Below are 14,811 nucleotides of genomic sequence, written 5' to 3' on the forward strand. Positions count from 1 at the left end.
AATGAAATACAAAGTAGTTGAAAAATTTATAAGTGTTAATGGAGAAGGTCCTCTGTCAGGACAACTAGTAGTATTTATAAGATTTGCAGGCTGTAATTTACATTGTAGCTATTGCGATACCACCTGGGCCAATAATGAAAATGTTCGTTATGACTTCATGACGCCTGTTGAGATATACAAATATATAAAATCTACTAAAATTAGAAATATAACCTTAACTGGTGGTGAGCCACTGCTTCAAGAAGGAATTATAGAACTATTACAAACGCTCTCTAGCGATAGATCGCTTCATGTTGAAATAGAAACTAATGGTAGTGTTATTTTAGATGAATTTTTAAGTATAGAAAATCCACCAAGCTTTAATATGGATTATAAATTACCTTCAAGTAATATGGAAGATAAAATGACTTTAAATAACTTTAAATATTTAGGTTATAAAGATACAGTTAAATTTGTATCTGGCAGCAGGTCAGATTTACAAAAGGCCAAATTTATAATAGATAAATATGAGCTAACTAGCAAAACAAATGTATATATTAGTCCAGTATTCGGACAAATTGACCTAGAAGAGATTGTAGAATTTATGAAGTATAATAAAATGAATGGTGTTAATCTTCAAGTACAACTTCATAAAATCATTTGGGATCCAAATAAGAGAGGTGTGTAAAATATGGCAATTGATACGAAAGCAATTGAAGAACATATAAAAGGTATTTTAATAGCAATAGGTGATGATCCTTCAAGGGAAGGCCTTAAAGATACCCCAACCCGTGTAGCTAAAATGTACGAAGAAGTATTCGCTGGCATGCGATATAGCAATGATGAAATTTCAAAAATGTTTAATACAACATTTGTTGATGATTTAATAGTTGAAGAAGGGTCCCGTGATATGGTAATAATGAAGGATATCCAAATCTTTAGTCATTGCGAACATCATTTAGCTTTAATGTATGATATGAAAGTTACAGTTGCATATGTTCCTACCAAAAAAATTATTGGTTTAAGTAAAATTGCAAGAATAGCTGATATGGTAGGTCGCAGATTACAGCTTCAAGAAAGAATAGGTACAGACATAGCTGAGATTATGCAGATGGTTACTAACTCACGCGATGTGGCTGTTATTATAGAAGGTGAGCATGCCTGCATGACGACCCGTGGAGTAAAAAAGCCAGGCACTAAAACATTGTCAACTACTTTTAGGGGAAGATTTAATACTGATGTGATTTTAAATAATAAATTGATGATGCTTTATAGTAAATAAATAGAGGGTTTATAGTAAATAAGGGGAGGCGTATTAATTATGAATAGAGAAAAAGCAGTAGTAGTATTCAGTGGCGGACAAGATAGCACAACTTGTTTATTTTGGGCGCTGGCGAGATATAAAGAAGTTATAGCTGTATCTTTTGATTACGGTCAAAAACATATATTAGAACTCGAATGTGCAAAGGATATATGTAAAAAGCACGGCGTTGAGCATCATTTTTTAGACTTAAACCTATTAAACCAACTAGCACCAAATTCATTAACAAGAAAAGATATAGAGGTGGACACGTCAGCACCTAAAGATAGTGTACCTAATTCCTTCGTAGATGGAAGAAACTTATTATTCTTAAGTTTTGTAGCTGTGTTTGCAAAGCAAAGAGGTATAAGCAATATTATAACTGGTGTATCTCAAAGTGATTTTAGTGGATACCCAGATTGTAGAGATGTATTTATAAAATCTCTAAATGTTACCTTAAACTTAGCTATGGGTTATGATTTTGTAATTGAAACACCTTTAATGTGGATTAACAAGGCAGAAACTTGGAAAATGGCTTATGATTTAGGTGTACTTGATATAGTTAAAGAGGATACTTTAACTTGTTATAATGGAATAAAAGGTAATGGTTGTGGAGACTGCCCCTCTTGTAAACTAAGAAAAAATGGATATTTAGAATTCAAAGAAAAAAATCTATAAATATTATTTTATAGATTTTTTCTTTTGTTAACCAACTCATTCCTAGATATAATGATTAAATCTCCTATAAGTGTTCCAAAAAAAGAAATAAGGGTGTATACAAAACACCAAATTAGAAAACTTGAATTAAATACAGTAAAGGTTACACTCAACAAACTCCAAAGTTAATCAGTAAAATAACAAGCATTTAATAGATTTAAATCGAAATCAATATAAAAAAAGATGTTCCTCAGTAGATATAATGAACATCTAGTGCTTTAATATACTACATAATAATCCATTACAGAAATTTCTTCAAATCCACAGGATTCATAAAGTCCAAGTGCATTTTTATTTGACCTAGAAACTTCAATAAAAATATTATCTACATTTTTATTATTTAATATATTAAGGGCAGAATTTAAAATTTCTCGTCCATATCCCTTTCTTCGAAAATCTGGAATTACTCCAACTCCATAAATAAACCCCTCATTATCATTTATACAAATATGAATTTTACCTATAATTTCCCCATTAAGCTCAGCCATATAACTAATAAAATTATCATCCACATTAATTGACGGTTTTTCCATGTCCATTTTATCCTCTTTATCATGAGCATCTTTTTTAGGAGTTCCAAAATAAATAGAACTTTGCCTATCAATTTCAACCGCGTCTTCACTTGTTGATGCCAATCTAAGTTTAATTACATTGCTAGGAGTAGCCTCTAATACTTTCTTATTTAAGCACATTTTATACTCTGAACAACCATATTCTGCTCCAATGGAGTTAATAAATGCAAGGCCCGAAACCGATGTATGGTCACATATCATTAACACCTCTTGAGGACATATTCTTTGCCATTCTTCCTTAGCAATTAAATATAGTTTTTTAAAGATTCCTTTTCTACGAAAATTAGGGTGTACCATACCGCTTATTTCTACTGTAGCTCCTCCGAAATTGCATAAGCCTAAATAACCTACTAGAATTTCATTTTCATAATATAGGAACTCTCCAACAATTTTATTTTTTACATTTTTTTTTCTTTGGCGCATTTTAAGACCAAGTTCTAATTTCAAATTAATTTTTTGTTTTTCATAGCAAGCAGCTTCCAAACTTTTAATAGCTTCATATTCTTCTTCATTTAATTCCAACTTTATAGAAATTGTATGATGATAATTATCCATCGTTTTTCCCCCTAATTTAAAAATTCATATTTAAAGTATAATCTACATTTTAGTGTATCTCAATGCAAAAAACATATAAATCAGATGTATAAATTATTGATACATACGATTTATATGTTTTATTTTTATTTTTAATTCTTGCATTATATGTTACTACCCTAAATAAGACACTTTATCAACAATTTAAATTTAGATCCTACTACTATTTTTTTTGCTATTCATATCTCTATATATAACCTTCCAAAAATGTCTAAGCGTATGTACCCATTCATAAAGAAAACCTGTTTTACAAAAGAAAAGCTCATCCTCTTTTGTTTTTACCTTCTGTTTAAATGGATAGTCGTTGAGATTTCCAGAATAACAAATAAACTTTTCCATAATGTCACAAATTTCTGTTGGTGTTATCTGATAGGGTTCTAATGAAGTAAGCTTGATCCCTCCTTGCCTTAATGCTTCCATGACAAATTCAGAACATATATATGTCTTGTAAACAGCATGCCTCTTATTAGAAATAATCCCAATAGCTTGAAGAAAATTATAGTAATATATCTCAGTATCATTATATATATCATATATGAATTTACTTATTAATTCATATTTTCTAACAGTTACTGGTATCCGATATACATTAATAGGAACATCTTTTTCAAGTCCTATGGTAAGCGTAAATGCACTTTCTCTCACTATACCTCCTACAAGGGGATTGCTAATTGAAAATCTACAAAAGGAATACATTTGAATTAAATTTTTATCCAGGCTAATTGATGCATGATTATATTTTTCTTTTAAAAATTTTCTAACTATCTTGCCTGTAGAAGTTGGTGTTCTTGAAATAACAATATAAATATATTTCCCCATTAACTCCTCCTTACAACTTCTAAATACATATCAATTCTTAAAGTATTACAATAATATTGTTTCCATATTATTCATTTATTATGTAATTTTTCAGTAAATTGTTAACCCTCCATATTTTTATTTTTTCCTGCAACTTACCATGTGGGTATAACTTTTAAATTCATGATGTATAATATACCTATACATAATAATTAATGAAGAGGTTATTACAATGAGAAAAGAATATATAAGTTATATAAACGATTTACCTATAAGCATTTCCCTTGAGAATATAAAGGATTATCCAATCCATTGGCATAATTCTATAGAAATAATCTTTGTGCTTGAGGGCACTATTAATGTACTTATAGAATCAGAGAATTATGAAGTATACGCACATGAGCTTGAAATCATAAATTGTGATGAACCCCATAGAATTTATTCAAATGAGAAAAATAAGGTTTTAATTTTTCACTTGGATTTTACATTTTTTGAAAAGTATTATGATGATATGAAAAATATTTATTTTTATACGAACTCTAGTAAAGAAGGTGCACAACATGAAGAAAAATATGATGTTTTAAGGCAATACTTATCTATACTAGCTTGCGAGGTAATACAAAAAAGTGAAAACTTTGACGATCATATAGATGCTGTTTTAGTAAAATTATTATTCCATTTAATAAATAACTTTCACTATCTTACTTATGAGAACGCTTTAAAAGAAAATGTAATGCAATTTCAGAGGTATCATAGAATCATCAAGTACATATATAATAACTACATGAATAAAATTACTTTACAGGATATAGCTAATCAAGAATACTTAAGTTCTTACTATTTATGTCATCAAATAAAAGACATCTCTGGAACAACTTTTAAAGATTTAGTAAATAATGTTCGAGTAGATGAATCTATTAAACTACTATTAGATACTGATAAAACAATCTCAGATATTTCTTTGGATGTTGGCTTTTCTCATGCTAGGTATTATAATAAGAGCTTTAAAGATTACTACAAGTGTACTCCTCTGCAATTCAGAAAAAAATATCATATACCAGAGGAAGAATTTGATAGCTTTAAAAAAGTAGAAACTTATGATTTATCTAGCTCACTTCAGTATTTATCTTATTATTTAGAGGACTATGATAGATTTAACTATACTAACAAAATTATAAAACTCCAAACAGATTTCGCATACCCAAGCACAGAATTACAACATAAATGGAAGGAAAAAATAAATTTAGGACAAGCAAAAGAACTTATTAAAGCACGGGAACAAGGATATTTAAGAGCTATTCAAGATGCTATAGGTTTTAAAAATGGTATAGTTCAAAACCTATTTGGAAAAGAAATGAAAATATATTTCAATGAGAATGTAAGGTTTTTAAACTGGAATGAAGTTGAAAAACTTTTAGAATTCTTAATGGATATATCCCTTGTACCATTAATAATTTTGAATCAGACTTTTGAAGATAAAAGTTCTTTCATAAAACTTTTAGAAAGCTTTATACTATATTTTGCTAATATATATGGAATTGAGGTAGTAAAGCTGTGGAAATTCCAAGCCTCAAAGGATTTATCTGTAGAGTACATAAATATTACTCGCGAAATTTTTGTAAAATATAAATTGCAAAATTTAATAGAGGATCCTTTTAATGTTCCTAAAGCTATAAATACTATTTATGATTCTTCCTATATGCTTCCATATATTATTCATAATTTTATTAACAACAATAGCAGTCTGCTCACCCTAAAAGCTTTTGATACCGTGGAGGAGAACTCAATTTTAAACAACGAATTGTTTTTTGGTTCACCAGGCCTACTTACTTTAGATGGTATAAAGAAAGCTTCCTACTACGCTTATTATTTATTATCAAAACTAGGAAATGAGGTTGTAGACCAAGGTGATGGATATATTATCACAAGGCAAGATGAAGATATCCAGGTCTTACTTTACAGTTACAGTGATGAACTTAATACCCTGATTAAGTTAGAGGATTTATCTAAAGGTAAGGGTAGTAAAAATATTACTGAAAGAAAAATATCATTATCCATTAAAAATTTAGTGCATGACTATAAAGTTATTAAATATGAAATTGGAGAAAAAGTTGGATCAGCTTACGATATTTGGTTACGCATGGGTAAGCCGAAAAGACTGGGTTATGATGAATGGAAAATTCTAACTAAGATTTCTGCTCCCAATATTTCTTTATCTTTTGCAAAAAAAACTGCAGTTTATAATAACATAATAAAGATTGAAGGCTATGGTTCTACCTTAATAGTTCTTCAAGAAGTACAAAAACACCTGTTTTAAGGTGTTTTTTTGTTATTTAAGTATTATCCATTCTCACATGTCAGCAACTTTGTACTTTTTATGTAGCAATTGTGTGAATGTTAAAATATTCATAACAGCGTATAATAATATTAAGGAAACAAATTGATTAAGGAGAAGTGGATTTCATGACAATGAGTAGCGTCACAGAAAGCAATAAAATGTTTGGCGAGGAAAAAATCTGGAAACTGTTATTAAAATTTTCCGTGCCAGCAATAATTTCTTTAATGGTAGCAGAAATGTACAACATGGTAGATTCTATGTTTTTGGGACAATCAATAGGAGCTAATGCAATCGGTGCTTTAACCATAGCCTTTCCAATTCAAAGATTATTTTTAGCTATATCTATGCTTATAGCCATTGGTGCTTCTACCGCCGTTGCAAGAAGCTGTGGAGACGAGGATTTTGAAAATTTAAGAATTATTATACCTAATGCTATAGTTCTAATGTTTATAATAATATCTGTGTTTAGTTTTAGCATTTTTATTTTTCAAGATAAAATTTTACTTAGCTTAGGTGCTTCGCAAAATACATTTCCTCTTGCAAAAGATTATGTAAGTATAATATTAATGGGAGTTTTATTTCAATCCTTTACATTAATTGCATCTTATATTATAACTGCTTTTGGAAACACTAAAATAGTTTTATTAAGTACTTCTATTGGAGCAATTTGTAATGTAATTATAGATTATTTCCTAGTAAATGTATTTTCATATGGAGTAAAGGGAGCTGCTATCGCAACAGTAGTATCTCAGATAATCGCTTTTATATATGTTTTAATTGTATTTATAAAAATAAAAAAGGGATTAAAATTTTCTTTTAAATTAACCCTTAATAAAGCAGTATCAATTGGAATAATATGTGTTGGGTTTTCAACCTTTATAATAGAGATATCAGATGCCGTAGTCGCTGCTATCTTAAACAATTTACTAGCCTCTTATGGCGGAGATTTGGCCATCGTAACAGTTGGTTTAACTACAAGAGTTTCAATGTTTTTGTTTATGACGATTATGGGTATAAGTTCAGCTATGCAACCTATAGCCGCATATAATTATGGTGCTGGAAATTATACAAGATTAAAAGAAGTTGTTAAAACATCTATAATTGCAGTATCTGTAAGTTCAACTTTATTATGGGCAATATTCATGATCTTTTCAAAACAACTTATAGGATTATTTATAAATGATCCTGCCATTATACAACAGACAGCAAAGGCTTTTAAAGTAGTTATAGCTGTATTCCCTTGCATTGGAGTATATTATTTATCAATCGCCTATTGCCAAGCTATAAATAGAGTTAAAGCCTCTTTAAAATTATCTATTTTTAGACAACTAATAGTATTTATTCCACTAGTATATGCCTTTGTAAGTGGTTTGGATATGGGTGTATTTGGAGCATGGCTTGCTTATCCTGTATCGGACATGATATCCTTCATTACAGCTGCTATATTCATTAAATATACTTATATTTCTTTAGAAATACTAGAGATGCATCAAATTTTCAAGAATAATAAGACTAAACTTAGACTTGCTAATGCAACTATTTAATATTTTATATTTCCAGTAAAAGTCGATGTATAAATTATTACATCGACTTTTAACTAAGCTTTCCTTATTTCACCTTCTTTTATCATTTTTATATCCCCATAAAAGTGCAATTTATTATCAATCACAATGATTCCATCGCCATCATTACATGTATAAACTGTATTGCCCGTATTGTTAGAATACTCCTTTAAATCCTCTAAATAATGACTGTGATGATTCCAATGCGGCATAAAGTCAAAATCAACTAGATCTAAAGATGATAAATCTGATAATCCAACTATATCTTCATCACCAAATTGTGCAGCTGATATGTCTTTTGCCATCATTATTGCCCCTGCGCTTAATCCTATAACATAACCTCCATTTTCAACATACCTTCTAAGTCTAGTTATAAAATATCTTTTCTTTAAGCTATTTAAAAAATAATAGGTATTCCCTGATGATAGATATATTACTTCCGATTTAAATATTTTATCTATTTTTTCTATATTACAAAAATAATCTATATCAAAATAATTAAATTCGAAGTTCCCATATTCACTTAACTTATTTTTTGTTTTTTCAAAACACTTTAAATTTCTATCAGTCATTGAAGGTATATAGCTTAAAGTATATTTTTTATCTAAAAATAATTCTTTCATCTTTTTTTTCAAAAAAACATTATCTTTTTCAGTAAAATCGCTTAGCAGAACCAATGCTCCCATATCATCATCTCACTTCCATATTTTTCCCTTAAGTCTATACTTTTGATAACTTCTAATTATATGTTTCATTTATTTTATATATTATACCTTATTTTTCAAAACCTAGACATTTGTATAGATTTATTGCTTTTTCATTAGCCATAGGTGCACTTCTAAATCTTTGACTTCTTATACTTTTTCAACTCGTGATGCTATTCTATTCTATACAACTACATCTTGACACCTTATGTAATTCTAAATGCTAGCCTTATTATAAAATTGACGCCAAGTTATCTCCCAATATATATATATTGTTAATTTTTGCTTAAAATATAATTTGTTGTATGTTGACAATCTAGATAATATATGTATAATTAGTGTTAACTATAATGGAAAAGAAAAGTAATTGTAATTTCAATTTAAAGATAACCAATAAGTTTACCTTTCATCCTATTATAGGATGATAGGTTTTTTTATTTTTAATTAAATTATCACGTACATTGCTTCACTTTTATAAGAAAGGATGATTAAAATGGATTATATAAAACTATCAGATTTACTGCTCCCTAACATAACCACAACTCCAGAACACTATAGAGAGTTTTATCCAAAAAGAAATCTTAAACCTAATGCTATGGTTACAAGATATGCCCCAAGTCCTACTGGCTTCCAGCATCTTGGAGGTGTATTTGCGGCTCTTATATCTGAAAGACTAGCTCATCAAAGCGAAGGAATATTTTATCTTAGAGTAGAGGATACTGACAAAAAGAGAGAGGTTGCTGGCGCCATTGAAGACACCACTAACACTCTAAGGGATTTTGGAATTCTTTTTGATGAAGGAGTTGTAGATTCTGATAATGAAAAGGGTACATATGGACCTTATAAACAAAGCGACAGAATTAGTATATATCATGCTTTTGTAAAATCACTAATAAAAAAAGGATTAGCTTACCCTTGCTTTTGCACTGAAGAAGCTTTAGATAACACAAGGAAAACTCAACAAGAACTTAAAATTAATACAGGGTATCATGGAAAATGGGCTATTCACAGAAATTCTAGTCTTGATGAAATTAATTCTGAGTTATCAAAAGGCACACCTTATGTTATAAGACTTAGATCTCCTGAAGAATCAGGTCGAAGAGTAGTTTGTAATGATTTAATTAAAGGGACTATAAGTATGCCAGAAAACGACCAAGACATTGTGATCCTTAAAACTAATGGGATTCCAACATATCATTTTGCACATGCAGTAGATGATTATTTAATGGGAACAACCCATGTAATCCGTGGTGAAGAGTGGCTTTCGTCTCTTCCTATACATTTGCAACTATTTGAAATGTTAGGATGTACTCCTCCAGAATACGCTCATATACCTACAATTATGAAAATGGATGGGACATCAAAACGTAAGCTCAGTAAAAGAAACGACCCTGAAATTTCCGTAGATTTTTATAAATCTCAAGGTTATCCTTTTATAGCTGTAACTGAGTACCTTGTAAATCTTATTAACTCTAATTTTCAAGAGTGGAGAGATACCCATGAAGATGAACCTTGCACAAACTTTAATATCACCCTTGAAAACATGAGCAAAAGTGGAGCTCTATTTGATATTTTAAAACTTAATGATATTAGTAAAAATGTTATAGCCACTATGGATGCATCCACCGTATACGACCTTTATCTTAATTGGGCTAAACATTATGATACTACAATTGCAAATGAACTAATTGAAAATGAAGATTATTCTAAAAAAATATTTAATATTGAAAGAGAAAATGAAAAGCCAAGAAAAGATTTTGTAAAATGGTTAGATGTAAAAGAACATATTGAATATTTCTTTGATGATCTTTATAAAAACAGCATAAAAGGTAGTTACAATTTCCCTACCCATATACCAATGGATGAGGTAAGAAGAGTACTTACTAGCTATATAGATGTATATGATCATTCCCATGATAATGACACCTGGTTTGCAACCCTTAAAGCGCTAGCACTCGAACTTGGGTATGCAAAAAATGCTAAAACTTATAAAAAGAATCCAGATTTATTTATAGGTCAACTATCAGATGTTGCCACAATAGTAAGGGTAGCAATAACCAATAAAACACAAACTCAAGATTTACATGAAGTAATGCAAGTTATGGGTGAAAACCGTGTTATTGAAAGATTAAGTCAAAATTTTATTTAAGAAATAAAATTGCCACCTACATGTAGGTGGCAATTTTTATAGTCTTTTAAATTCACAACAAATGCATAACACGTCATTAATAATATCCGCTGTTATGATTGCATTCATTTTTTCTACTAATGTTTTTACAATAGAAAGTCCAAGTCCTGTTCCTTTTTCTGAGCGGGTTTTGTCTGCCATGTAAAATCTGTCAAAAATCTTTTCTACATCTTCTAAAGATAAATTTATAACTGTGTTTGTTATTTTTAATAATACCACATTTGAGTTGGTTTCTAAATAAATTGATACATTATCTCTTGCGTATTTAATAGCATTACTTAGCAAATTTTCAATTATTCGCTCTAAAGATTTTTTTTCTGCTATTATATAAATGTTTTGATTTGGTATTTGTATATTGGGCTTCAAATTTCTACTTGTAAAATCACTATACTTGCCAAGTAATATTTCTTGCAATATATTGGTAATATTTATTTTTTCAAAATTCAATTCAAAATCTTGGGATTCAACTAAAGATAGTTCATAAAAATCATTTAATAAGCTTTCAAGAGATTTGGTCCTCTGCTCAGCTATGTTTAAATATTCCACTCTTTCTTCATCACTTATATTATCTAATTTTAAAAATTGAATATATCCTTTTATTGATGTTAATGGCGTTCTAAGGTCGTGTGACATATTTGCAATGTTTTGTTTTAGATCATTCTGAAATTTAATTTTGCTTGCTTCACATTGTTTTCTCATATTTATAGTGTCATTAATAACTTTAGTTAATGCTTCAATTTCTGGATTTATAAGACCTATAGTTATTTTTTTATCTATATTGTTTTCATTGATATCTATAAGCTGATTTGTTACACTTATTACTTGCTTTTTCATATAAAATAAGCGAGCAAACAAAATCACTGATGCAACTAATAGTCCTACAATTATAAATATCACTTTATCTCCCACCTTTGCTATATATGTTTTTTTCTAAAATCACTTAATCTCTGCTTTGTTAAAAAAATACACACTTAATAATGTTGAAACTACTATTGTTGTTATAGAGATTCCTATTATTTTAAACCCCTGTGAAAATTCAACATAATCCGTGTCCAAAAACAATGATTGGCCAAATATAGTTTTATTTAAAATTTTAATAATAAGGTATTTTCGAAAAATTAAACCTCTGCAAACTCTATTAACTGTATCTACTAAAATAAACGCTCCCACTGTAATTATGCTATTTCTAGCTATAAATGATATTAAAACTGCAATACTTCCTATGCCAATATATATAAGAACCATAAGAAACGATAATTCAAGTATAAATGCAAGTGAATTCAAAGTAAATACCTCACCATATCCGTTCATAATAGTGTTTATTATAGTAATTAAAATTGGAGACGTTAAACTTATAATTGCGATTCCAACATAATAAGATATACTTTTTGCTATAACAATATCCCGTCTTTTATGTCCACAAGCAATTAAATTTTTTATACATCCAGTGCTAAATTCATCGCCTATATAACATGCCGCAAACGCGCCTATTAGCATGTATAATGCTATAAATTCTTGTGCACCAAACACCTGTAATAGCACCTGTTTTCCCGTCATTTCCTTACTAAATGTTATAGGACACAAAATTGATTGAACTACCATTAATACTAATATCAACTTGAATGTTTTTGATGTTTTCAATTTGTAAAATTCAACTTTTAATAAATTAAGCATTTAATGCACCACCTATTACTTTAGTAAAGTAAGCTTCTAAGTCATCTCCCATAGGCATAATTTCTTCTACTGAAATTCCTTCCCCTGAAAGGACCTTCGACACTTTCCCTGCATTATCTACATAATCATATAATTTAATAATATTATTAGGTAAAACCTGAAAATTCGTTGTTTGTAACTTTGTATTTAACACAACTGATGCTTTAGCAGCATCGTCTACTTTAATGTGAATAAGTTTTTTACATTTATCCTCTAATTCACTATCTGTAATTTGTTCTATGAGTTTACCATTATGAATTATTCCATAGCAATTTACCAGTTGATGAAGTTCTGCTAATATGTGACTAGATATTAACATTGTAACTCCGTTTTCAATGTTTAGCTTTTTTAATAACTCCCTTATCTGTATTATTGCAATAGGGTCTAATCCATTAATAGGCTCATCTAACATTAAAAATTCTGGTTCACTAAGAAGTGCCATTGCTATTCCTAATTTTTGTTTAATGCCTTTAGAAAAATTTCTCACCTTTTTATTCTTTAAATCTACTAATCCTACATCATTTAAAACTTTTTCTATACACTCTTTTCCTGGTATACCCTTTTGAATCCTTTCAATTTCTAAATTTTCATAAGCAGTCTTATTAACATAAATTCCAGGTATTTCTATTAAGCACCCCATACGCTTTCGATTAGCTTCAACAGTCATTTCATCATTTTCACCAAATAACTCCACACTTCCACTGTCCTTTACGCAAAGGCCAGCTATAACCCTCATTAATGTGGTTTTCCCCGCTCCATTTAATCCTATAAGTCCATATATCTGCCCCTTATTAATAGTCATGTCTACTGTATCTAATGCCTTTATTCCTTTATATATCTTTGAGATTGCTGTAGTTTTTACTATTACATTATTCATAATCAGCTCCACCCTTTCTTTAGATATTTTTTTTATTAATTATAATGCAGGTTGCTATAAGAAATATAGTGGTTACCTACAAGGCCTATAATTTCTCCTTCATTTATAGATAAACCTACTTTATCTAGCACCTTTTGATTTCCATAAACTTTACTTATATTACTTAGCCTTAAAACTTCACTCACTTTAACTCCCCCAAATTTTTTATTTCTTATATATTTATCTTAATACTCAATGCATAAGAGAAATTAAAGAACTCCTTAAGAAAACCTTAAGAATAAAAAAATAACTAGCGTATTTACTAGTTATTTTTTATGATATTTTATATCCCATACCCCATATTGTTTCTATATATTGTTCATTAGGGTTTGCCTTATGTAATTTACTTCTTAAATTACTCATATGAACATTAATTGTATTGTCATCTCCTAAATACTCACTTTCCCAAACACTTTCAAACAAATTAGCTTTACTAAATACTTTTTTAGTGTGAGACAGAAACAACTCAAGTATTGTAAATTCTCTAGCTGTTAATATTAACTCCTGGTTATTTACAATAACTTCTTTAGTTTCTTTGTTTAGAACTATATCTTTATATGTTAAATTCCGCGCACAATTATCACTATTATTAAAATCCATATATCTTCTAATATTTGCTTCAACCCTAGCTGAAACCTCCCCTATATCAAAAGGCTTTGTAATATAATCATCTGCTCCTAGCTTTAGCATATCTATTTTATCTTGTTTATCTATTTTCGCTGAAATCACAATTACTGGCATTTGCTTAATTTCCCTTATACCCTTTAATACTTCGTCTCCATTCATTCCAGGCAACATTAAATCAAGTAGTACCAATTGAAAATCATTGTTTTCAATATACATCATAGCCTCTGTACCTGAATAAGCTTGTCTTACGTTATAATTATCTTTTTGCAAAAGTCTAGCTAACATACTATTTATATAATCATCATCTTCTATCACTAATATATTAATATCCTTATTCATACTCCACCCCCAATCTGCAACCTTTATACCACCTATTTCATTATGTATTTATTGTTTTTTTAAGGGTATCCGGAAGGTTACCCTTATACTATATCATGATTTATACTTTTTTATTTTAAATATTACCATTAAATCTTCTACGGAGCTGCAACAGCTTCGCAGAAGGTGCATTGACGACTTCAAAAGGAGATTTATACTCCGACTGAAGTTTTCTATTTGTTAGGGTAAGTAACTCCTACTTATAGTAGGTACTCTTGCTTATAGAAGTGGGAGACTTTCCTTCTGAAATGTCATTAAAAATTATGTACTTACACTCTCTTATTTTTATCATAATTAACATTTGCAGTTACCTTCATCTCTTAATATATTGAATATTTGATATATTTATGTTGACAAATTCACTTAAAAATATTAGTATATGAGTATAAAGATTATGTACGGGTTACAAAATAATATATGTAGAG

General features: G+C 29.2%; 15 protein-coding genes. 6 read left to right on the plus strand and 9 right to left on the minus strand.

The window, feature by feature from the left end:
- Position 1: 1 nt before the first annotated feature.
- From queE to queC, 3 genes are read left to right on the plus strand one after another with little or no spacing between them, the layout of a single operon-like run.
- A complete protein-coding gene (queE, locus tag KTC94_RS07660) occupies positions 2 to 667 on the plus strand; it encodes a putative 7-carboxy-7-deazaguanine synthase QueE (protein WP_220319924.1) in 666 nt (221 codons plus the stop codon).
- A 3-nt stretch (positions 668 to 670) separates the two neighbouring features.
- Positions 671 to 1,261: a GTP cyclohydrolase I FolE gene (folE, locus tag KTC94_RS07665; RefSeq protein WP_216302732.1), complete on the plus strand. Its 591-nt coding sequence runs from the start codon at positions 671 to 673 to the stop codon at positions 1,259 to 1,261.
- A 39-nt stretch (positions 1,262 to 1,300) separates the two neighbouring features.
- Positions 1,301 to 1,957, plus strand: a complete 657-nt coding sequence (queC, locus tag KTC94_RS07670) for a 7-cyano-7-deazaguanine synthase QueC (RefSeq protein ID WP_216302731.1) — start codon at positions 1,301 to 1,303, stop codon at positions 1,955 to 1,957.
- A gap of 8 nt (positions 1,958 to 1,965) precedes the next feature.
- Here the strand turns inward: queC and KTC94_RS17750 are convergent, their stop codons facing one another.
- The 3 genes from KTC94_RS17750 to KTC94_RS07680 all read right to left on the minus strand — a co-directional run bounded on the left by KTC94_RS17750 (position 1,966) and on the right by KTC94_RS07680 (position 3,981).
- On the minus strand, positions 1,966 to 2,112 hold the full coding sequence (locus KTC94_RS17750) for a DUF2651 family protein (RefSeq protein WP_369811888.1): 147 nt from the start codon (positions 2,110 to 2,112) through the stop codon (positions 1,966 to 1,968).
- A gap of 102 nt (positions 2,113 to 2,214) precedes the next feature.
- The gene (locus KTC94_RS07675; protein ID WP_216302729.1) at positions 2,215 to 3,123 is read right to left on the minus strand and encodes a GNAT family N-acetyltransferase; all 909 of its coding nucleotides are present in this window, start codon (positions 3,121 to 3,123) and stop codon (positions 2,215 to 2,217) included.
- Between the two features lie 189 nt (positions 3,124 to 3,312).
- A complete protein-coding gene (locus tag KTC94_RS07680) occupies positions 3,313 to 3,981 on the minus strand; it encodes a hypothetical protein (protein WP_220319923.1) in 669 nt (222 codons plus the stop codon).
- A 211-nt stretch (positions 3,982 to 4,192) separates the two neighbouring features.
- On the opposite strand from KTC94_RS07680, the gene KTC94_RS07685 reads away from it, so the two are divergent.
- Together KTC94_RS07685 and KTC94_RS07690 are read left to right on the plus strand one after the other, a co-directional pair.
- Positions 4,193 to 6,277, plus strand: coding sequence for a helix-turn-helix domain-containing protein (locus tag KTC94_RS07685; RefSeq protein ID WP_216302727.1), 2,085 nt, complete (start codon positions 4,193 to 4,195; stop codon positions 6,275 to 6,277).
- A gap of 146 nt (positions 6,278 to 6,423) precedes the next feature.
- The gene (locus KTC94_RS07690; RefSeq protein WP_220319922.1) at positions 6,424 to 7,842 is read left to right on the plus strand and encodes an MATE family efflux transporter; all 1,419 of its coding nucleotides are present in this window, start codon (positions 6,424 to 6,426) and stop codon (positions 7,840 to 7,842) included.
- Positions 7,843 to 7,895: 53 nt separating this feature from the next.
- On the opposite strand, the gene KTC94_RS07695 is transcribed toward KTC94_RS07690, so the two are convergent.
- Positions 7,896 to 8,546 carry a Type 1 glutamine amidotransferase-like domain-containing protein gene (locus KTC94_RS07695; protein ID WP_216302725.1) on the minus strand — a complete coding sequence of 217 codons (651 nt, stop codon included), beginning with the start codon at positions 8,544 to 8,546 and terminating at the stop codon, positions 7,896 to 7,898.
- Positions 8,547 to 9,057: 511 nt separating this feature from the next.
- On the opposite strand from KTC94_RS07695, the gene gltX reads away from it, so the two are divergent.
- Positions 9,058 to 10,713, plus strand: coding sequence for a glutamate--tRNA ligase (gene gltX, locus KTC94_RS07700; protein ID WP_216302724.1), 1,656 nt, complete (start codon positions 9,058 to 9,060; stop codon positions 10,711 to 10,713).
- Positions 10,714 to 10,749: 36 nt separating this feature from the next.
- Here the strand turns inward: gltX and KTC94_RS07705 are convergent, their stop codons facing one another.
- The 5 genes from KTC94_RS07705 to KTC94_RS07725 form a co-directional block, all read right to left on the minus strand.
- Positions 10,750 to 11,649, minus strand: coding sequence for a sensor histidine kinase KdpD (locus tag KTC94_RS07705; protein ID WP_220319921.1), 900 nt, complete (start codon positions 11,647 to 11,649; stop codon positions 10,750 to 10,752).
- A gap of 39 nt (positions 11,650 to 11,688) precedes the next feature.
- Entirely contained in the window at positions 11,689 to 12,426 is a 738-nt protein-coding gene (locus KTC94_RS07710; RefSeq protein ID WP_220319920.1) for an ABC transporter permease, read from the minus strand.
- On the minus strand, positions 12,419 to 13,342 hold the full coding sequence (locus tag KTC94_RS07715; protein WP_220319919.1) for an ATP-binding cassette domain-containing protein: 924 nt from the start codon (positions 13,340 to 13,342) through the stop codon (positions 12,419 to 12,421). The genes KTC94_RS07710 and KTC94_RS07715 overlap by 8 nt, the downstream gene beginning before the upstream one ends.
- 35 nt (positions 13,343 to 13,377) lie before the next feature.
- Positions 13,378 to 13,527, minus strand: coding sequence for a hypothetical protein (locus KTC94_RS07720; RefSeq protein WP_220319918.1), 150 nt, complete (start codon positions 13,525 to 13,527; stop codon positions 13,378 to 13,380).
- A gap of 127 nt (positions 13,528 to 13,654) precedes the next feature.
- Complete coding sequence (locus KTC94_RS07725) at positions 13,655 to 14,347, minus strand: response regulator transcription factor (RefSeq protein ID WP_220286447.1); 693 nt, start codon at positions 14,345 to 14,347, stop codon at positions 13,655 to 13,657.
- Positions 14,348 to 14,811: the final 464 nt, after the last annotated feature.

It is taken from the genome of Clostridium sp. CM028 (assembly GCF_030585565.1).
Classification (GTDB): Bacteria; Bacillota; Clostridia; order Clostridiales; family Clostridiaceae; genus Clostridium_AD; species Clostridium_AD estertheticum_B.